A 19,996-nucleotide genomic window follows, 5' to 3' on the forward strand; every position below is an offset into this window, starting at 1 on the left:
CAAAAACGAGATCACCAAAATTAAGAAATATAATTTCAAAACTCGATCGCAATGGTGTTAGAGCTGATTACATACGTGACATTAAAAAATTAAATTTTTATGTGTTATTTGATTTTGAGCATCCAATTATTAAAACCGATTTTTATTATAAAGTAGGTAGAGTTTTTGAGCTAATGATGGACGGTATATTTTTCACTGCTATGGTTTTGATATTTTTAATGGCATCTTATTTTGATAATAAAAACCCACAAGGATATTCTTTTTTTCTTGTAATAATTTTTATGATTTTTATTGGGTTTTTCTCTGTGAGTTTTATGACGTTAAGCCCTTCTAAAAAAAGAATAAAGAATTTAAATGAAGTTTTATCAAGATATAAGGTGGATGATTAAATCATAAATTATATTTGTTGGGTAAATTCAAGATTAATATTTATGTGGCTGAGTAATGACAGGCAAAACAGATATCTGTTTTGCCTGTCATTACTCAGCAGACAAGCCGCTTGGCGGCGCGTCAGTCTTACCAGTTAATGTTGATACTTTGACGGTACATTCACCACCTGCGTCATCCATTCAAACCAGTCACAGGCTTTACAGGCTCGGGTATCCAGCTTCGGATCAAAATGGTAGTGATGATGCGAAATATCTTCACAATACCCCACAAAGGGCTGATCAATACGGTGAAGCTGAATAGCCGCCGCTTGCTCTTTGGAAGTTGGGAAAAATGCCCCACCGACTTCCGCAAACATGTCGGTATCATCCTGCTGTGCGTCACAGTGTTCGCAATGGTTTATCCAATGCTGCCTGCGCAGCCGTTGGCTGACCGCCTTGCGCAGTGTGTGATGAAAACCGGGCAGCACGCTACGCACAATAGTAGGAATATCGGCGATATAAAACAGGAACGCCGGGCTATCTTGCTCAGAGTAGTCCACCTCAGTGCCGGGTTCATCGCCGTTATCCGCTTCCAGTAGCTGGTGTCCGGCAGGTAATATAAACGCCGTGACCGTAGTGTGTTCATGGCAGTGTGGGCACAGCGTCTGGGTTTGGGCGAGATACCAAAAGGCAGCATGCACATTGTAGAACGGCAACCAGTTCATAAACGGCGTCGGGTCAAAACTGCCATCGATATACCAGATTTGGGCGGCTGCATCCCAGTGTGCGCCGAGCTTCCGTACCTTCTCATATTCGTCATCGGGAACGTTTAAATCAATCCGCAGCATGTGTCTTCCTTCATTATTAAACCGTTAATCGAATAAATTAGTCAGACTATTTAGCTAATTTTCACCAAAGCATAAAGAGTTTATTACTGACCGCCGCTAAAAAACGCCGCATCCTTGGCATTTTGGAACCCATCATAAGGTGAGTGTTTATGCGCGGTGGCTTTTCGATATCCTGTTCTGCCTGCCTGCTGGGATTGACCATGTTGTGTATGCCGCTTGCCCATGCGGCCGAAAAAGACGAACTGGCGAGTGCAAAGCGTCTGATTGAGCAGGTGCAGATAGCACTGGAACGCGCAAGCATCGCAGAAAAGCAATCGGATACGTCAAAACTTCCTCGTTATGACTTTGATTATCAGCGCATCCAGGCTGATCTCAGCACCATCAAAGCGGGTATCGATCACTATCTCACGCCTTCCCGCGACCAGCCCCAGGGATCCGGCGCGTTATCTGGCCATTACCGTCAGGAAAATTCGCAATGACGCAGGCACAACGCAATGCTTTTGAAGTGGCCTCGGGGCATTTTGATATCAATTTTCTGTATCTGGTGTGTGTCGGGTTTTTCTTAGCCACGGTGTTTTTCTGGGCGGCCTGGGCCGCAGTGGATGTCTGGAATGGCTGGGCGAATGAAAAAGTGCGTAATCAGACCCTCAAACAGTTTGCCATTCGAACCACAGTATTGCTGGTCATGGTTGTCTGGATGTTTGCCAGTTAATGCAGCGAACATAATGAAAAGGAACAGAGTCAATATGAAGCAAATTTTTACCGTCTGCCGGCGTATCGGTACGAGCCTGATGACCAGAATAAACGCTTTTCTTTTATTATGCTGCCTTTCCTGTGAATCAGCCTGGGCTGATTTACCGGCTATCGAGCCACCGAAAAGTGGTGGCGGGGGCGGATTGCTGGGACAGGCGAAAGGATACGCGCAGGATGGCATTGTGATTGGCGGGTTGATCCTTTCGGCGGTGGCTTTCTTTAAGGTCGCCTCGGCCGCCGTCGAAACTTTTTCCGAAGTGCGGGATGGCAAATCGACCTGGACCCAGTTTGGCGCCATTGTCGTGGTCGGCGTGGTGTTGTTGGTTGCCGTGATTTGGTTGCTGTCGAAATCGGCCAGCATTATCTTTTAAGGCAGTCACCATGCAGACGATCGCTTTCTTACCTGACCGTTTAAACGCCGAACCGGTGGTGTTTCGCGGGTTCACCACGCCAGAGATGGGACTGGCTGCACTGGCTGGGATCGCGCTCGGACTGGCAGTCAGTATTCCCCTGATCCCGTTAGTCGGTTGGGTCATACTTCCGACCGGCATGTTGGTGATGCCTTTGTTATTGATCAGCTTTGGCGGGCGCTGGCTTGCGCATGTTAAACGTGGCAAGCCGGAGAATTATATCTGGCTGAAACTGGAAGAGAAAAAACGCCGGCTGGGTATCGGTGATCCGGCATTGATTATTGCCGCTCAGGGTTGGTCGTTGCGCCGCAGCAGGAGAGCGCGATGAGCCGGTTCCGTCATGCGGTGAAAAACCAGGATCAGCATATCCTGACCCTGCGAGTGGCGTGCGGCATTCTGGTGCTGGTATTGCTGCTGAGCCTGACGGGCTGGATGGCTTCACCGCGCAATCTCACCATCCATAATCCACCGGACTTACGCACCGGCAGTACGCGCCCGTGGTGGGAAATTCCCGCCCCCAGTGTCTATAGTTTCGCCTTTTATATTTTCCAGCAACTGAATGCCTGGCCGAAAAATGGCGCACAGGACTATCTGTCCAAAATTTATGCACTTTCCCCTTATCTGACTCCGGCCTGTCAGGATTTTTTGCATGAAGATGCCAAAACCCGTGCTGACAGTGGCGAGCTGCTTGACCGGGTGCGGGTGGTGTATGAAATTCCCGGCCGGGGCTATGGGACACGCAGTGTGACAGTGCGTGACCGGGATAACTGGGTAGTCCGGCTGGATTTGGTGGCCGATGAATATTATCACGCCGAACCAGTTAAACGGGCACTGGTACGTTATCCGCTGAAAGTGGTGCGCTGGGAGGGCGATGCCGAGCGTAATCCCTTCGGGCTGGCACTGGATTGTTACGACGGCATGCCACAGCGGCTGGAAGCCATGCCGCAACCTTTGGAAGAGAAAAAGGGCGTGTTTCAATGAGCAGAGTGTCATTTGGTCGCTGGCTGGGACGGGTCAGTTTGTTATTGTTCAGCGTCGGCACACAGGCTGATGAGCTGATGAAGTGGGAACGCATTCCGTTATCCATTGCGCTCAAAGTCGGTCAGGAACGAATTATTTTTGCTGACCGGAATGTCCGTATCGGTTTTCCGCCAGCGCTTCGCGATACATTGCGGGTACAGAGCGCGGGCGGGGCGATTTACCTGAAAGCCAACAGTACCTTCCCGCAAACCCGCCTGCAATTGCAGGACAGCGAAAACGGTGAAATCATTTTACTGGATATCACCGCGAGTAAAACGGGCGCAACGGAACCCGTGCGTATTGTTTATCCGGATAAAAAACAACCCCTTCCGACTGAAAAATCACAACAGCAGAACAACGCCAAATTATTGGCACCCGTTCCGGTTGCCCTAACCCGCTATGCCGCGCAGCAACTGTATGCCCCGTTGCGTACCGTCGAGCCGGTGACAGGCATTCAGCCGGTGAATTTGCATTTGCCCTCGTCCATCACGACGCTTTACCCGTCAGAGCCGATTGCGATTATGCCACTGGCTGGCTGGCGATTACACCCTCACACGGTCATCGCGCTGAAACTGCGTAATACGGCCAAACGCACTATCACCCTCGACCCGCGAGAATTACAGGGGCAGTTTGTGGCTGCCACGTTCCAGCATCGTTGGCTGGGTGAAACGGGGTCACCGGAAGATACGACGGTATTGTACCTCGTCACCAAAGTACCGCTGGATAATACCTTTATCCCTGAACCGGCATCGGTGAAACCGGGAGGCCGCGATGCAGATTAAATCCAACAGTCTGGTGAAAATACTGGTGCCGACAGTGCTGGTTATTGGTGGATTTATCGGTATCAAAAGTTGCAGTTCAACGGAAGGTGCCGCGCCCGGTACGACGTCGAATAATGTGCTGGCCACGCTATCACCGGAGGAGTTACAGGCGTTGGGCGTGGGGGGCGATACGCCGGAAGATACCCTGCGTACCCTGATAGGGGCACTGAATAAAGTGCGGGCAGAGCAGAAACGCTTAAGCCAGCAGAATACCGATATCCTGAAAGAAAATGACCAGTTAAAAAATCAGAATCAGGATGTTGCCGGCCAAATCGATGCGGCCGTTGCGGCTATTCGTCAAGACGATGAACAGCGCCAGCGCACGTTGCAGGATGAGCAGCAAAGTTTGCTGGCACAAATTGATTTGCTCACTGAGCGGTTAAATTCAACACCTTTGTCTGCACCGGAAAGCCAAAGCGCATTGAGCAGTCCGTATGCCGCCCACCCAGTCGTTGGGCAGGATGAATTTATCTGGGTCAATCCGGCGGATGAAAAACTGACAGCGTTGCAAGCGATGGGGAATGGTCAATCGACACCGCAATATCCCACTTCTTTTTTAAGCGAACAACCGACAGCGGGGCAAAAAGTGCAGAACGAGCCCGCGCTGAAGGAAAAGAACGAAACCCCGGTCTATACCTTGCCGGAAAATGCCACGCTGGTCGGTAGTCAGGCGATGACCGCGTTATTAGGCCGAGTGCCTGTCAATGGCACAGTGACCGACCCTTACCCGTTCAAGATCCTGATTGGCAAAGACAACCTGACCGCCAACGGTATTGAGCTGCCAGAAGTGGAAGGGGCGGTGGTTTCTGGTTCAGCCAGTGGTGACTGGACACTCTCCTGTGTACGCGGACAGGTCAATTCCATCACCTTTGTGTTCCAGGATGGCACGGTGCGTACCCTGCCGGGCAAAGGGCAAAATCAGCAGGGTATCGGCTGGTTGTCCGATGAAAACGGCATTCCCTGTATCAGCGGCGAGCGTAAATCTAACGCCAGCACCTATCTGCCAACGTTGTTTGCCCTTTCGGCCATGAATTCGGCCGGGGACGCCCTGAACGAAAGTCAGCGAACCGCCCAAACCAACGGTGCTGGCGGCATCACTTCCGCTTTAACGGGTAACGCCGGACAGGCGGCATTAGGAAAAGCCATGGCCGGTGGCATGAATGACATCACCGAATGGCTCAAACAACGTTACAGCCAGACGTTTGATGCGGTCTACGTCCCGCCCGGTGCCGGTGTTGTGGTGCATATCACCCAAAGTCTGGCGATGGATTACGAAACGAAAGGCCGTAAGGTGCGTTACAACGTTAGTGAACTCGTTCAACATGATACTCAGGAAGCCTTAGATTAATGGAAAAGTCTGTCTTTCAATGGCTGTTCAGTGCCAGCCCGCCCTATTGCCTGCAAATCAACAGACCCCCACAGGCTGAACCTGTACCGGTTCAGCTCTATTGGCGGCCTGCCCATCAAAAAGCGTCCCGGCTCTATCTTGCCATCGGCAATGCGTGTCAACAGCTGGGTGATGGTGATGTTATTGTCTGGCGCCTGTCAGATACACAGTGGCAATCCATGTTGGAAGGCAACAACGAGGCTGAGCCTGAACAGTGGGAGCGTCTGCCGTTTACGGTATCGGAGCTGGCCGTCCATCCTGAGTTTGCCACCTTTATCGCGATTGGCACTACGGAGACCGATGTATGCGGAAAATAACCTATTCTATCGTGCTGTGTCTGTCAGGGCTGATGGCCGGTTGTTCAACCTCGAAAGACACGTTGCTGCCTGCCGGCGAGCAGACGGTGCTGGCGATGTGGCAGGGAAATAAAGCCGGTCACACTACCGTGCAGGCAAGAGCCGCATTGCGTAGAACGTTGACTGGGACCGAACGGAGACGAGCACTGGAAGAGCCTGACCATTACAGCCGTTCGGCTGCGCAGGAAATCAGCCAGCAGTTTCCCCGTCTCCCCAATCCCGATATGGTGATGTATGTCTTTCCGCATCTGGCGGCAGGCAATACGCCGATACCGGGTTACAGCACCGTGTTTCCGTTTTATCAGCAGGTGCAGTACGCCCTGCCGGGTGAACGCACGGAGGCCCTGTAATGGAAACCCCCAACGCACTGAACCGCCCCGGCAAGCTGCGTGAAGCCGATGAAGCCGCAATTTACCGGGCCAGTCCCTCCATCATCGACTACCTGCCCTGGGTGGAATATCTGGAAGACGGGCAATGCCTGTTGTTGGATGATGGTGTATCCGTCGGCGCGGTCTATCGTATAGAACCTGTTGCCACGGAAGGGCGTCCCCTTGAACGATTGATTGAGATTCGGGATCAGCTGGAAGATGCGATCCAGGACAGTCTGGAAGAAGACGATATCTCACCGTGGGTGGTGCAGTTTTTTTGTCAGGATGAAGATGATCCGGCCAGTTACCTCAATACGTTACGGGACTATGTGAAACCGTGGGCGCAAGGCACAGCGTTTACGGATGCCTTTCTGGCCGAGTCCGAACGCCATCTGAACAGTATTGCCCAGCCTGAGGGGATATTTCACGACAGTTTAATTACCGGACAACCGTGGCGGGGACAACAACGCCAGACGCGTATGGTAGTCTATCGCTGGCTGCCTGCGCACAAATCACAGGCAAACCTCTCAACGTTATCTTCAATTGCCGCACTCAATCAGGTCTGCGAGCGTCTGGTGTCGTCACTGGCGGCGGCGGGCATTGTTGCCGTTCGGCAGAATGGCATGCAGATCCATAGCTGGTTGTTACGTCATTTTAATCCATCCCCGGACTGGGGCATGGCAAAAGCCGATTTTTACCACACGGTGAGTTATGAAACGCCCATGCAGCCCGAGCTCCCGATTTATAATGACTTTGCCGAAAGCCTGTGGTTTAACCCACCAGTGTCTGATCCCGAAAACGGACTCTGGTGGTTTGATGGCCTGCCGCATAAAGCGGTGCCGGTTGAACGCCTGCGCCGCCCGCCAGAGCCGGGCACGCTGACGGGCGAAGTGAAACGGGGGGATAATATCAATGCCCTGATGGATATGATGCCGGAAGGCACCGTAGTTTCTTTGACCATTGTGGCGCAGGCACAGGATACGTTGGAAGAGAATTTTACCCGGCTGGCAAAAAATGCGGTGGGGGAAAATACCGAATCGGCGCGTGTCCGGCAGGATGTGCAGGAAGTCAAAGCCTTACTGGGACGACGGCATAAACTGTACCGCAGTGCGCTGACCTTTCTGGTGCGGGGCAACGATGTCACTGACCTGAACCAGCGGGTACATCAGTTATCGTCAACCCTGCTGACGGCCGGATTACAACCGGTGCGACCGGAATTCAGTGTTTCCCCGCTGAATGCCTATTTGCGCGCCCTGCCGATGTGTTTTAATCCGCAGAAGGACAGGAAACACTGGTATAGTCGCCTGACCTGGGTGCAACATCTGGCAGGGCTTATGCCGGTAACAGGCCGTTCAACCGGCACCGGGCATCCGGGGTTCAGCTTCTTTAATCGCGGTGGTGCGCCGCTAACTTTTGATCCGATGAACAAACAGGATCGCACCCAGAATGCGCATTTATTGTTGTTTGGCCCGACCGGGGCAGGTAAATCCGCCACCCTGTGTGCTTCCCTGGTGCAACTGATGGCTATCCACCGACCGCGCTTGTTTATTGTCGAAGCGGGGAACAGCTTTGGCTTGCTGGCCGATTACTACGCCAGTCTGGGGCTGACGGTCAATAAAATCGGTATCAAACCGGGTTGTGGCGTGAGTCTGGCGCTGTTTGCTGATGCCCATCAGTTGCTGCAACTCAGCCCCAATCAATGGCAGAATATTCCTGATGAATCGCAGGAAGATGAAAATGATGAACAGCGCGATATTCTGGGCGAGATGGAAATTGCCGCCCGGTTGATGATCACCGGCGGTGAGAAAAAAGAGGAAGAGCGCCTGACCCGCTCGGATCGCGGTTTGATCCGCGAAGCCATTATGATGGCGGCTCACACCAGCCATGAAGAACAACGTCAGATGGTGGCCTCAGACTTACAAAGTGCGCTGTATGCCATCGCCCGCAATCACCAGCAGGATGAACACGGCCAGCCGTTAATTACGGCACATCGGCGGGCACGGGCGGATGAAATGGCCGGTGCCATGTCGATGTTCACTCAAGGCTTTGAAGGGGAACTGTTTAACCGTCCCGGAACGCCTTGGTCGGAAGTGGATATCACGTTGATTGATCTGGGCACGCTGGCGCGGGAAAATTACTCGGCGCAGATGGCGCTGGCGATGGTGTCGCTGATTAACACCGTGAATAACCTGGCTGAACGTGATCAGTATAAGGATCGGGAACTGCAACTGGTGATTGACGAGGGGCATATTACTACTACCAACCCATTGCTATCACCCTATATGACCAAGGTCGTCAAGATGTGGCGTAAACTGGGGGCCTGGCTGTGGCTGGCAACCCAAAACCTTGCTGATTACCCGGATACCGCTGAGAAAATGCTGAATATGGCAGAATGGTGGCTGTGCCTGACCATGCCGCCGGATGAAGTGGAACAAATCGCCCGTTTTAAGAAACTGACGGAAGAACAAAAAGCCGTGTTGCTCTCCGCCAGTAAACTCCCCCGCTGTTATACCGAAGGCGTGGTGCTGGCGAAAAAAATCGAAGCGTTGTTTCGGGTGGTGCCACCGAGCCTTTATCTGGCGCTGGGGATGACGGAAAAAGAAGAAAAAGCCGAACGGCGGGCGTTAATGCGGACGCATCAGTGCAGTGAACTGGAAGCGGCGGTGTTGGTGGCTGAAAAAATGGATATTGTACGTGGATTACAAATTAAATCCGCCATGAATGTGTTCTGATTTTTGTGAATGACTACTCTAACAATTCAAATATGGTGGCTGGTTCACTTTTCTCCCACCAGTGATGACTGACTTATCAGTATCGTCAGTACAAAAAGATTGTGGGAAAATAAATGGAAATATGTCATAGCATTACTCCCCAATCAGTGTAGATATACTCACCAACAAGATGACTAAAAAGAGAGACGATTACAGCAAGTAACTATTTATCGTGTTTTGGAAATTTTTAAGTGAAATGAATGCGCTATTGTCAGAATGAAGTTGGCTTGCTCTGGAATAGATATCACCAAGAAGCTAAGTTACAAAGAAGGCTATAATGCAGGCACAGTGCTAACAGCTTCATAAAAGCGCGTACATAAATTGGATGTTTTTTGATTCACTATTAGCATTGTTAATTCCAAAGTTGAACTATTTTCATATCATTTACTACAAATGCGGTTACTAGCGTTAAAAGGCCTCATCATGTAACCGCATGTTCTTTATTTAATAATGATTATCGAAATAGTTTTAGTATCCCATGTTTGAATGACTCAGCCAAAACAGTTTCAGTTTTTAGGCTAAATTCTCTTCTTATATATCCTGAGACTGGAGTTAAGCTATGAAAAGGTGGCCTAAAGTGGCCTGAGTGATTCACCAAAGAAATTTTATTGCCTGACTTAAACAGATATCCGGCACTAATGACACTCAATCCGTCAGCCTCCTTGGCTAATACGGGATGAGAAAGCATTTTAGGGTCAACTTTCTTACTGATACTTCCTATGGCTAATGTACCTTTTTCATTAAAAATAAACTTATGCGATCTTGATGTATCAGATAGGACATCAAGATCTTCAGCATTTCTGACAATAGTGACTACCGCGTTTTTATTGCGTATTGCCTCTTCGGCTAAATTCTTCTCAACACCATAGAATTTAAGTTTGGTATTCTCTAAGATACCTTTACCTACACCAGTATTATTAACAGATTCAGCCAGCTCATTCCCATTTTGTGCCATCCTTTTAGCCGCATTAACAGCGCCTTTGCCACCCAGTCCTTCTCGTTGTATCGTGGCGATTCGCTCTGATAGTGCATCAAGCTTCCCAACCGCTTTTACGCCTGCTTTGGCCACTGACACACCAAGACCTATCACACCCGTTCCCAGTGAAACCCAACCCAAGATAGATGAAGCCTGTGGAGAAGCTTCTTCCAACGCCCCACTCACAATGGCTGTCACATCTGATGCTACCCCGAGCGCGCCCACCGCCAGTGAGGTAACCGATGCTGCACTGATCGCCGCCATAACGCCTCCCGCTGCTGCTATCGCTATGCCACCAGTGATGATTGCTAATCCCAGCCCCAAAATACCCAGACCAATACCCAGCCATGCCTGCCAACTCAAGTGCCCTGATGGGTCGGCCAGATTAATGGGGTCTCCCAGACAGTAAGCATAGGCATTTATTCCTCCTGCACCAAATGGACTCAGACTATCAGGTAAGGTGAATCTTCTGAGCGAAGGACTGTAGGCTCGATAGCCATTACCCAGTTGGTAGGCATTGAGCACAGTATCTTTACGTTCGCCATTAAAACCCAGCACACTAACACCACGCGCAGTAGACAGAGATTCTCCATAAGCTGCATAAGCATAGTTCTCTTTATCACCATTATTTTCGACGGTAATAACTGAGTTCATGCTGTCTGTACCGGTGAGCCAGACACCGGCTTTTTTACCCGTTTTGTACTGCGCACAACAGCCTGTATCAGTATTGAGCAAACGGGTACTGTTATCGCTTTCAATAATGTTGATCAGCTGATTACCCCGATAATATAAAGATGTTGTGCCTTGTCCTTTGAGCCGGTTAAGTGGGTCATAAGTATAATTGGTTTTTGTTCCATTACTGTCTTTCACACTGAACAGACGCCCAAGTTGGTCATAACTCAAGTTTCTATTTTGCTCATCTTGCGTCAACTGGCCTGAGGTATCATATTTCAGCAATCCTGAGGGATAACGCGGGTGCGTATGTTTGACGCTGGTTAACTGACATGGATCTTTTGTATTTCCATATACGTAGGTGGTTACATTTGTTGAATTATCAGCGAAATTTGATGTACACGTTTGGATATTACCGTAGACATCATAAGAAAAAGTTTGATTACGAATAACATTGCCATAATTATCAGTCGGCGCTTGTGTTCCTGTACAGCTATAGGTTATCAATCGGTTACGGTTATCGTAGCCGTAAATTTCGTTGCGGACAGAGACGCTATTGAGGAGAGTCTCTTTATTATTAATTTGATGATTTTTATTCCAATATTGATTTATAGACCAATCTTCTTCCCCTTTTATGTTCCGACTTATTTCTCTGCCGAAATCATCAAATTTAACCGTAGTGCTTAAGGTCTTCTTGCTCTTTAGATCTATACCTTGCCAATAATATAAACGTCCCAGGTCATCATATTTTACAGTGACCTGCATATCTTTATCTGCGATTGCAGTTATTCTTCCAAACGTATCCGGGGTTATGGTCTGTACGGCACCATCAACGTGCGTATAAGTTTTCAATCTGTTAGCTGTTGTATAAGCGTAATTTGTAGGTTTACCATCCAGGTTTTCATTGCTCAGCCGACCTGATGGATGATATTGATATGACAGGACGTTATTTCCAGTATTAGCGTTCTTTTCTGAGGCAGAATTAACAGAACCGTTGCTGTTGTATTGGAAATTCTGACTAATTTCGCTTGTAGAAACCGATGCAAGCGCGTTCTCCAATGCAGCAATATAGAGACGTTGACGTTTTTGCCCCAACGGGGTTATTTCCGTTGTTGGATAGATATCTGTGCTTAGGTCATAGCTATATTGCCAAGTGCGGCCACCGGATGAAGTTGTTAACAAACGGCCCAATCCGTCAAAACTTTGTGTCCCCAAAACAACGTTATTGACTGCGATTTCAACTGGCAGGTTTTCGGGGGAATAATCACAATATTTTTTGGTGATAACCGCATTATCAGGCAAAGTAGTTTTGGTTACCCGTCCCCAGTTGTCATATTCGTAAGTCGTCACACGGCCTAATTCATCAGTTTGTTTGCGTAACTGATGCCACCCATCCCATTCCATAGCGCTTTGGCTGTATAAAACGTTATTTTTGTCATACAGTGCAATCGTAATCGGTTGATGATCTGAATTATAAGTAGTCACAGTTTTACCTGTCCGATTGTTATTTTTACCACTGTTAAACGTGGTGACTGTCAAGGCAACCGGGTCTGTAAGATTGTACTGTTGTGTGCCGTCAGTGGACGATACAATATTGTTCTGCCCCCAATCATCATAAGAATTTGTCTGTGACACTTGTGTTACCGCACTTTCTATGTTGGATTGCGTAAGCTCATTATAGTCAAGCAACGTTACTGTACGCTCACGTCCTAATTCATCATAGTCTTGCTTTTGGAGTGTTTGCCAAACACTCTTTTGTGCGTTTAATTTTGTGTCTAGTTTAATTTTTCTTCCCGCACCATCTAACCCATAGCGAAGCTGGTTTTGATTGCTGTCGGTGATGGTGACAAGAAAAGGAGTCACACCGTTTTGATATTGTTCATATTGATAATTCTGGATATTTTCATAGCTCGTGCCTTGGCTGATAGTCGAACTAATGACCCGGCCTAACTTGTCATAGGCAGCAGTTGAAGTCACATTTTGTGCGTTAGTTGATGACCATAACCGCCCGGTAAAACGTGAACGGGCTTCACGTCGCGTTAACTGTAATTTATCGGAACTGGTAATAGTATGGGTTTGTATTAACTGATTTCCTTCAACTCTAAAATTAAAATCATGTTGTTCTGTATAAGCAGAGTACATTGCTCCATTTGGATAATGCGTATTGCTTACTGTTTTCAATCGCCCAAATTCATTCCTATCTTTATTATCGACGTATTCATAACTATTTTGGCCAATTAACTGGTTACCCAGGTAATGAGATTCACTTGTTTTTAAGACAGAGGTAATTATCGTACTACTGGACGGATTATTATATTGTCTGTAACGATATATCGTTTTTTGTAACGGACTTGTATAATTTGAAGGGGCTGGCGTTGTTGTCATTGTTTTAATAAAACGGGTAAAACCGTTAGGATCCGGAGGGCAATCATTACCGCTGCCAGTCGCTGGATAGTATTCCCATTCTATTTTTTCTCTAATTTGCGCCTGTGTTTTACCACTCAAAGTAATATTACTGACAGGATTCCCTGAATCATCAAATACAGTACGGGTTATTTCACTACGTGAGCCGGTTTTATCTTCCCAGATTGTTGTACTGGTTTTCGGTAATTGAAACTGGGGGGGTTGGCGATCAAAGTTCTGACCAATGACTGCATAATATTCTATCGTAGTTTTATGAGTGCAACTATTTTGGGATGTCTTTTCTTCTACTTGCAAGTGGTAATTATTATAAGTGCGTTTACAGATTTTTGTTTGACCATTGCAAGTACTGCTTTCTTCAGACCAATACGAATAATCAGTTAAAATTGCATATAAATTATCCTGTTGACTATCCCAGTCCACACCAGAATAACCACCAATAAAGTTATTGTCTGAGTAGGTATAGGTTGTTTTTATCTCTGGCTGTCCGCCCCCCGGAGTTTGAGTAAACAAAGTTACGAACGGCAGTGGTGGTAAATGGGCTGAATCCGGGAAATGATGCCCTTGCCCATCATTACGGTAACGAACAGTCTGACTCATGCCACCAGGAGCCGTCATTCTGGTCAGCCATAAACCCCATTCACCATTATATCCCATAGTGTCATAATTAAACTGCCACACTAAAGGGGAGCCCTCCAAACTGAAGTTATGAATACTGCCCAGTAAGCCATTCTGAAACCAGAGTTCAGTGTCGTACCCTTCTTTCTGGCCAGGTAACAGCTGTACTGTGGTTTTGGTATCGCCATCGTACCTTACAGAGAGCAAGGTGTCATACGCATCCTGAATAGAGCTCAGACGTGGCTGTTGTCCCCGACTATAATCCCAACCCAATATCAGCGCATATCCGGCAGGTGTCAGTAATTTCACTGGTACCTTGAGGCTGTATGCGTTATTGGGGCCAGTCAGAATTTCTACCTCACCGGATTTATGGATAATCCGGTAGCAATCATTTTTTATATCTTTTTCAAAACGGATATTTTTAAGTTTTTGTTGTTGCAAAAAAACACCGTTGTTATTCTCCAGCACTTTATATTGCTCTCCGGTAGATAAAACCAGCAAATGGCTGTCAGAATCATAGATTGATAAACCCAGAGAGAAACCTTTACCGAAGCCAATATCAACAGTGGTAAGTGGAGAATAGCTCAGAGTCAATGGCAGGGAAGGACCATGATTATAGTTACCTATCAGATAACCCAAGGTAACATGAGCATTAAATAAGCCAGTACGGGGATCAACACCACTAGAAACAGCACTCGTGAAATTGGTGGCCTGAGTAAAGAAATTTGCAGGATCACTCATTGAGTATACTCCTATTATAAAAATATAAAGAAATAGATATTAGAATCTAAAGTTGAATTTAGAAAAAAACATTAATGAAAAATGGATACGTATTTAAAGTGAATGTTATTAACTTTATTGTGTTGTGACAATTACTGTTGGCAATGTTATAAATTTGGTTATAAAAACTTAAGTAAACAACCAAGTTCAATATATAAATTATCTGAAAATAAATTTAAAAAAACATACGGACATCACAGTTTTATATGGAAACTCACATGTTTAAAAAATACAAAATGATAATTATATAACGAAAATTAAAAAATAAATATTGTTTGTGTTTAGTAATGAAATGTGCAAGATTATTATAATGTATATTCATGGTTAGATTGTCAGTGAAAAAGAAAACATCATTTGTATCACTCAGTATCCATATGTATTTGTGATGAAAACAACTTCATCATAAGAAATAATCATCTTATAGGTAAGGAAATAGTTATGAATAAAGATAATTCCGGCCTTCTATTCCCTAAATTTAACATAGCAACAGATACTTCAGATCCTATATTGTTCAACAATGGTAATAACCAAATCAGGGTGTATGTTACTTATAAGTTAATAGCTAACGGCACCCTTATTCCTCCTGATATTGCAAAAAAAGCGTCAATTACATTATTGAATTACATTTCAGAAAATCCCATTACTAATGAAGGGTGGAATGTAGCTGATAGCCCTAACGACTTTGTTACTCAAGGAACGCCTCCGGGAGGATTAGAAAGTGGTGATGTGCAGAAAGTATTCTATATATCCACCCAAAACATAAGCTCGATGAGAATTGGTTTTAAAATAGATTTTAATGTTCCTGGTTATCCTTCTGGAACAATGACTTCATCACTTAACTCTGACGCACGCAAATCTATCGAACCCAGATTACAGGCATCTTTTATTTACACCATTAAAGATATTAACTGGGATAAATATAAAGCCACTACATATAGTGGAGATGCATCGGTTGTTTACAACTATTATTTGTCTTGCAATAAGGATAGCTATCGATTTATAAAATTTGATGTAAATGGTTATCTTTCTCAAAGTGGGTATTATGGATTATGTGGCTGGTGCCTCGCAGATGAGTATAAAAACTTTTATGGGGCTTACATCTGGCCCGATACCCCCCACCAGACACAACAGAAAACTATAATCAATTTCCCTGGTGATTACAGTTCTGTCGTGACTATTTATGATCAATATTCTGAACAGGGAAATCGTGAGCATCTTTGTTGCACATGGGCCTATAACCATCATGGTGGCTCAGGAAAATGGAATTTGGGAGGGCCAATAAGTTATTGGTGGCAGTATCTTGAAACAACGATAAAAGTATATGATCAGTATGGAAATAGTGGATATTTTTGGTTAGATACTAAAAATATCAACCCTAGCTACTCAGAATCCAATAATTATGTTCTTGATTCAAGACTACATAATCTATACAACGTTGACGCTAATGATAATATCTCAATAACCCAAAATGCTAGCACCCCAAATCCAAAACTGAATATATATGATCACAAGCCTCCCTTTTAATAAGGTTAGTGTTGTAACCATCGCACAGAGAATTGTATTCTTTCTGAAAAGAAAGATTTCTAAAAAACAACATGATTTTAAAATCTACGAATATGAAAACTAAGTGCCTGAGGTATTCTCAGAATGCTTTGTAAAAACTCAGTTTATGAAAATACCTAGGCATGATTAATTTAGAAAATTTATTATAAAGTTATAACTTCACAAATAAACATATTAAAAATGTTGTGTCATTCCAAAAAAACAACAGATACTACATATGGTAGGTACATTTACCCGTGAAAAACTACTCAGTAAATTGGAAGTAGCCATTTTGGTGGATAAAAAATGGATATTACATGGAAAATTCCAGTTGAGTCCAATGTGTGATTATCAATTAATTTTCATTTTCGAAAAAAGAATTAAGCGCGGTACTTAAGCTGTTTTTTCGGCATGTTACCTCTTTCAGCATTGATGAAAAGGGTCACAATCCGTGGTACAAAAAATCCAATCCACGCGGTACAACAGAGCAAAATCTCTGATTATCAGCTTGTTGAGCCTGTCACTCAGTTTTCCCGGTCAGGCTATGCCAGAGGATCAAACCCAAGACCCGCAGGTACAAAAAATGGCTGAAATCACCGCTCAATGGGGGCACCTTACACAGTCCCAATCACCCAGCGAAGCGGCAAAAACAATGGTCGCCCGGCAGTTATCGTCTGCGGTGACATCAACACTGACACCGTGGTTGAATCAATACGGCAATGCCCGTCTCACACTCCCTTTCGACAGCCACTTTTCGTTAAAAGACGTTGCATTTGACTGGCTGTTACCCTGGTATAACGTAGCTTCGGGTACTGCATTCAGTCAGTCAGGGGTAAAAACCCATCACGGTCAGACAACAACAGCCATTGGATTTGGCTATCGTTATGTTGCCGATAATTGGTTATGGGGTGCCAATGTCTTCTGGGATGCGTTGTGGCCGGAGCAGCATCACCGTTATAGCCTTGGATTAGAAGCCTGGCATGATAACGTCAAACTCTCTGCCAATCTTTACCAGCACTTATCCCATTGGAAGCCCTCCCGGCTCACAGATTTCGATGCAAGACCCGCCAATGGCTGGGATATTCAGGCCGAAGCATATTTACCTGCATTTCCTCACTGGGGCGGGCAATTGCAGTTTGAGCAATATTACGGGCAGCAGGTCGCGTTATTCGGTGAAGCAGAACGCCAGAAAAACCCGTACAGCGTCACCGCCGGGCTGACTTACACGCCCGTGCCGTTAGTGACATTAGGTGCCGATTTTCGGCAGGGTAAACAAGGTGTCAGTGAAAATCGTTTTACCCTGAACCTCAATTATCGGCTGGGTGTTCCGCTCAGCCAACAGTTTGATCCAAACGCGGTCGCGCCACTGCGCAGTCTGAGATCCAGCCAATTTGATTTTGTGAACCGGCGCAACGATATGGTGCTGGATTATCAGAAGCAAACACTGCTGACACTGGCTTTCCCTGCATCAATCAACGGATATGAAGGTAAGGAAGTGACCTTTGTACCGATTATCCAATCTAAATATCCGCTGGCGCGTTTAGAGCTGGATACGGCTGAACTACAGCAGGCAGGCGGGAAAATGCTTGATCAACGGCCGGAGAAAGTGACGTTACGGTTACCGAAAACCACGAAAAATCCCGTTCGGCTTTCGGGAATAGCCATCGACAGCCGGGGTAATCGCTCCAACCGGGCAGAAATCATGATGGTGAGCTTGCCGACCGAAAAGCGATGGCAGGTGACAGCGAATAAAACACAGGCAAAAGCCGATGGTCATGACAGTGTGCTCTATACCGTTCTTGTCACCGATCAAGAAGGGACTCCCATCTCGAATCAAGCTGTTATCTGGTCAAGCGACAAGGGAGAATTGTCCCAAACCCGGCAGAACACGGATGCGCAGGGGCAGGCATCGGTCGTGCTGCGCAGCCGTCAGCAGGGGCTGCATGCGGTACGTGTTTCCGTGGATGAAGAGGTTGTCATTGCACCTTCAGTACAGTTTGATGCGGTGCTGATACCCGAAATCGCCGTTGATAAACACAGCGTTAAGGCGGATGGAAAATCGAGGGCGACCTTGACTGTCACGGTTAAAAACGCCGGTGGTCAACCTGTGCCAAATCAGGTTGTTGGCTGGCAGACCAGACTTGGCCAGTTCTCCGCATTTTCATTAATGACTGATGCGAAAGGGCAGGCCACGGCTTATTTAACCAGCAAAGTATCAGGAAATGCAGAAGTGACGGTGGCGGTTGGCAGTGAAACGGTGATGGCTTCTCCGATTCGCTTTATTGCCTCGTTAACTCACACGCTTCAGGCGGACAAACAAACGGCGATTGCCGATGGTCAGGACAGCATCCTTTATACGGTGAACGTGCGCGATGCAGCAGATCGACCCGTTGCCAACAGTAAAGTGCAGTGGTCAGTGGATAACGGGCAACTGTTGGACAGGCAAGAGCAAACAAACAGTCAGGGAGAAGCGACCGCCCGGTTAATCAGCCGCACCGCAGGGCGGGCAACGGTGAAAGCAGACCTATCAGGAAAAACACTTCATGCTGCTCCGGTGACGTTTGAACGTTTGCTGAAATCGGCTATCACGGTGGATAAAGTTTGGGCTAAAGGTGATGGGCAGGATGCGGTGGTGTTAACGGCTAGGGTGAAAGATTCACTGGGATCACCCGTGGAAAATCAGCCAGTGAGTTGGCAAACGGATCATGGTGTGCTGTCCTCAGAACGTACGCAAACTGACCCTCAGGGACAAGCGCAGGTTCAGCTGAGTAGCACGTTTGCAGGGGAGCACCAGGTTCAGATCCAGGTCGGCGATCATAAGGTAGCCGCCCCCATTGTCACCTTTGATGAAGTGTTGTTATCTACTATTCGGGTCAATAAAACCCGTGCTGCGGCGGATGGCGAAGATCGGGTGACTTTTACTGTCACCATCACCGATATTCATGGGCAGGGACTTGCGGATAAATCGGTTGATTGGTCTGGCAATCTTGGCGAGATGATTTTTGCAGAAGACGGGACAGACAGTCAGGGAAATGCAACCGCAACCCTTGTCAGTCGTTATGCTGGACAGGCTTTGGTCACTGCTGAAGTGGGTGAGCAGCAAGTCGTCTCCTCTGTGGAATTTATCCTGCCGTTGCGCCTGGTTGATACCGTTGCCATTGACCGTCAGGGCGGTAATGCCAACCAGAAATCGTTTGGCACCAGAGGACCTTCCGTTTTCTGGCATGGTGCGAAATTCCGCCTTATCACGGCAGACAATACAGGTAGGGTAAGCTGGCAGAGTAACTCACCCTCGGTGACGGTATCGGGTGATATAGTGACGGCAGAGCAAAATCCTGACGGAGTCAGGCTCACGGGTACTGATGAAACCGGACAGCAGGTCGAACTGACTTTGGCGGTTCACACCTGGTTTGAGCGCTCTGGATTGACGGAAGATTTTTATTCTCATGCGAAACAGCTTTGTAAATCACTCGGCAGCCGGATTGCTTCCAAATATTCACTCGAACAGCTCTATGAGGAATGGGGGAACTTTTATCTTTATGATGGCTGGATACGGGAGTTTTATGTGACCTCCACGGATTACCTCGCCGCCAGCTCAGGCTCAGCAGAGCATCAGGCAAAATGGGCATTTTGGGCAGAAACAGACCGGTGGATGCGAAATGGCTGGCCGATGACAGGATTTGCCTGTAGTCGTTAATTGTATTGGCTTCCCCGAATTCTTCAATAAAACTATCGAAATATTTATCACGCATTATTTATACTATCCATAATAGAACTAAGTGGCTTATTATAAGCCACTTAGTTTTTAACGATGATCTAGCATCCATCAATCTTCGTCAATTTCAGGGGCGGAAAATTGCCGTAGAATATCTAGATGTATATACA

General features: G+C 46.9%; 15 protein-coding genes. 13 read left to right on the forward strand and 2 right to left on the reverse strand.

Annotated features, from left to right (window positions below):
• Positions 1–389: hypothetical protein (locus tag AB204_RS22785; RefSeq protein WP_047963595.1), on the forward strand; the 389-nt coding region annotated here is incomplete at its 5' end.
• A 134-nt stretch (positions 390–523) separates the two neighbouring features.
• Here AB204_RS22785 and AB204_RS11935 read toward each other — a convergent pair.
• On the reverse strand, positions 524–1,216 hold the full coding sequence (locus AB204_RS11935; protein WP_047963596.1) for a DUF5710 domain-containing protein: 693 nt from the start codon (positions 1,214–1,216) through the stop codon (positions 524–526).
• A 149-nt stretch (positions 1,217–1,365) separates the two neighbouring features.
• On the opposite strand from AB204_RS11935, the gene AB204_RS11940 reads away from it, so the two are divergent.
• The 10 genes from AB204_RS11940 (at position 1,366) to AB204_RS11985 (ending at position 9,063) form a co-directional block, all read left to right on the forward strand.
• Positions 1,366–1,695 carry an integrative conjugative element protein, RAQPRD family gene (locus AB204_RS11940; RefSeq protein ID WP_047963597.1) on the forward strand — a complete coding sequence of 110 codons (330 nt, stop codon included), beginning with the start codon at positions 1,366–1,368 and terminating at the stop codon, positions 1,693–1,695.
• Positions 1,692–1,928: a TIGR03758 family integrating conjugative element protein gene (locus tag AB204_RS11945; RefSeq protein ID WP_047963598.1), complete on the forward strand. Its 237-nt coding sequence runs from the start codon at positions 1,692–1,694 to the stop codon at positions 1,926–1,928. The genes AB204_RS11940 and AB204_RS11945 overlap by 4 nt, the downstream gene beginning before the upstream one ends.
• 79 nt (positions 1,929–2,007) lie before the next feature.
• Positions 2,008–2,340, forward strand: a complete 333-nt coding sequence (locus tag AB204_RS11950) for a TIGR03745 family integrating conjugative element membrane protein (RefSeq protein WP_235428082.1) — start codon at positions 2,008–2,010, stop codon at positions 2,338–2,340.
• A gap of 10 nt (positions 2,341–2,350) precedes the next feature.
• Positions 2,351–2,707 carry a TIGR03750 family conjugal transfer protein gene (locus tag AB204_RS11955; RefSeq protein ID WP_047963600.1) on the forward strand — a complete coding sequence of 119 codons (357 nt, stop codon included), beginning with the start codon at positions 2,351–2,353 and terminating at the stop codon, positions 2,705–2,707.
• Positions 2,704–3,360, forward strand: coding sequence for a PFL_4703 family integrating conjugative element protein (locus AB204_RS11960; RefSeq protein ID WP_047963601.1), 657 nt, complete (start codon positions 2,704–2,706; stop codon positions 3,358–3,360). The genes AB204_RS11955 and AB204_RS11960 overlap by 4 nt, the downstream gene beginning before the upstream one ends.
• Positions 3,357–4,181: a TIGR03749 family integrating conjugative element protein gene (locus AB204_RS11965; RefSeq protein ID WP_047963602.1), complete on the forward strand. Its 825-nt coding sequence runs from the start codon at positions 3,357–3,359 to the stop codon at positions 4,179–4,181. Before AB204_RS11960 ends, AB204_RS11965 begins: the two co-directional genes overlap by 4 nt.
• The gene (locus AB204_RS11970) at positions 4,171–5,568 is read left to right on the forward strand and encodes a TIGR03752 family integrating conjugative element protein (protein WP_047963603.1); all 1,398 of its coding nucleotides are present in this window, start codon (positions 4,171–4,173) and stop codon (positions 5,566–5,568) included. The genes AB204_RS11965 and AB204_RS11970 overlap by 11 nt, the downstream gene beginning before the upstream one ends.
• Positions 5,568–5,924 carry a hypothetical protein gene (locus AB204_RS11975; protein WP_047963604.1) on the forward strand — a complete coding sequence of 119 codons (357 nt, stop codon included), beginning with the start codon at positions 5,568–5,570 and terminating at the stop codon, positions 5,922–5,924. The genes AB204_RS11970 and AB204_RS11975 overlap by 1 nt, the downstream gene beginning before the upstream one ends.
• Positions 5,912–6,313 (forward strand): TIGR03751 family conjugal transfer lipoprotein, encoded by a 402-nt coding sequence (locus AB204_RS11980; protein ID WP_047963605.1) that lies wholly within the window; start codon positions 5,912–5,914, stop codon positions 6,311–6,313. The genes AB204_RS11975 and AB204_RS11980 overlap by 13 nt, the downstream gene beginning before the upstream one ends.
• Entirely contained in the window at positions 6,313–9,063 is a 2,751-nt protein-coding gene (locus tag AB204_RS11985; RefSeq protein WP_047963606.1) for a conjugative transfer ATPase, read from the forward strand. Before AB204_RS11980 ends, AB204_RS11985 begins: the two co-directional genes overlap by 1 nt.
• A 493-nt stretch (positions 9,064–9,556) precedes the next feature.
• Here AB204_RS11985 and AB204_RS11990 read toward each other — a convergent pair whose 3' ends face one another.
• Positions 9,557–14,530, reverse strand: a complete 4,974-nt coding sequence (locus tag AB204_RS11990) for an RHS repeat domain-containing protein (protein WP_047963607.1) — start codon at positions 14,528–14,530, stop codon at positions 9,557–9,559.
• A gap of 477 nt (positions 14,531–15,007) precedes the next feature.
• Between AB204_RS11990 and AB204_RS11995 the strand changes: the two genes are divergently transcribed.
• Together AB204_RS11995 and AB204_RS12000 are read left to right on the forward strand one after the other, a co-directional pair.
• Positions 15,008–16,093 (forward strand): hypothetical protein, encoded by a 1,086-nt coding sequence (locus AB204_RS11995; protein ID WP_047963608.1) that lies wholly within the window; start codon positions 15,008–15,010, stop codon positions 16,091–16,093.
• A gap of 469 nt (positions 16,094–16,562) precedes the next feature.
• Positions 16,563–19,808 (forward strand): Ig-like domain-containing protein, encoded by a 3,246-nt coding sequence (locus tag AB204_RS12000; RefSeq protein ID WP_047963609.1) that lies wholly within the window; start codon positions 16,563–16,565, stop codon positions 19,806–19,808.
• Positions 19,809–19,996: the final 188 nt, after the last annotated feature.

This window comes from Xenorhabdus khoisanae (assembly GCF_001037465.1).
Taxonomy (GTDB): domain Bacteria; phylum Pseudomonadota; class Gammaproteobacteria; order Enterobacterales; family Enterobacteriaceae; genus Xenorhabdus; species Xenorhabdus khoisanae.

What these genes read in the sequence shown, in the direction of transcription:
- AB204_RS11965 (WP_047963602.1), top strand. Translation starts at nt 3,357, where the DNA reads ATGAGCAGAGTGTCATTTGGTCGCTGGCTGGGACGGGTCAGTTTGTTA.
- AB204_RS11955 (WP_047963600.1), top strand. Translation starts at nt 2,351, where the DNA reads ATGCAGACGATCGCTTTCTTACCTGACCGTTTAAACGCCGAACCGGTG.
- AB204_RS11960 (WP_047963601.1), top strand. Translation starts at nt 2,704, where the DNA reads ATGAGCCGGTTCCGTCATGCGGTGAAAAACCAGGATCAGCATATCCTG.
- AB204_RS11985 (WP_047963606.1), top strand. Translation starts at nt 6,313, where the DNA reads ATGGAAACCCCCAACGCACTGAACCGCCCCGGCAAGCTGCGTGAAGCC.
- AB204_RS11940 (WP_047963597.1), top strand. Translation starts at nt 1,366, where the DNA reads ATGCGCGGTGGCTTTTCGATATCCTGTTCTGCCTGCCTGCTGGGATTG.
- AB204_RS11980 (WP_047963605.1), top strand. Translation starts at nt 5,912, where the DNA reads ATGCGGAAAATAACCTATTCTATCGTGCTGTGTCTGTCAGGGCTGATG.
- AB204_RS11970 (WP_047963603.1), top strand. Translation starts at nt 4,171, where the DNA reads ATGCAGATTAAATCCAACAGTCTGGTGAAAATACTGGTGCCGACAGTG.
- AB204_RS11975 (WP_047963604.1), top strand. Translation starts at nt 5,568, where the DNA reads ATGGAAAAGTCTGTCTTTCAATGGCTGTTCAGTGCCAGCCCGCCCTAT.
- AB204_RS11950 (WP_235428082.1), top strand. Translation starts at nt 2,008, where the DNA reads ATGACCAGAATAAACGCTTTTCTTTTATTATGCTGCCTTTCCTGTGAA.
- AB204_RS11990 (WP_047963607.1), bottom strand. Translation starts at nt 14,530, where the DNA reads ATGAGTGATCCTGCAAATTTCTTTACTCAGGCCACCAATTTCACGAGT.
- AB204_RS11935 (WP_047963596.1), bottom strand. Translation starts at nt 1,216, where the DNA reads ATGCTGCGGATTGATTTAAACGTTCCCGATGACGAATATGAGAAGGTA.
- AB204_RS11945 (WP_047963598.1), top strand. Translation starts at nt 1,692, where the DNA reads ATGACGCAGGCACAACGCAATGCTTTTGAAGTGGCCTCGGGGCATTTT.
- AB204_RS11995 (WP_047963608.1), top strand. Translation starts at nt 15,008, where the DNA reads ATGAATAAAGATAATTCCGGCCTTCTATTCCCTAAATTTAACATAGCA.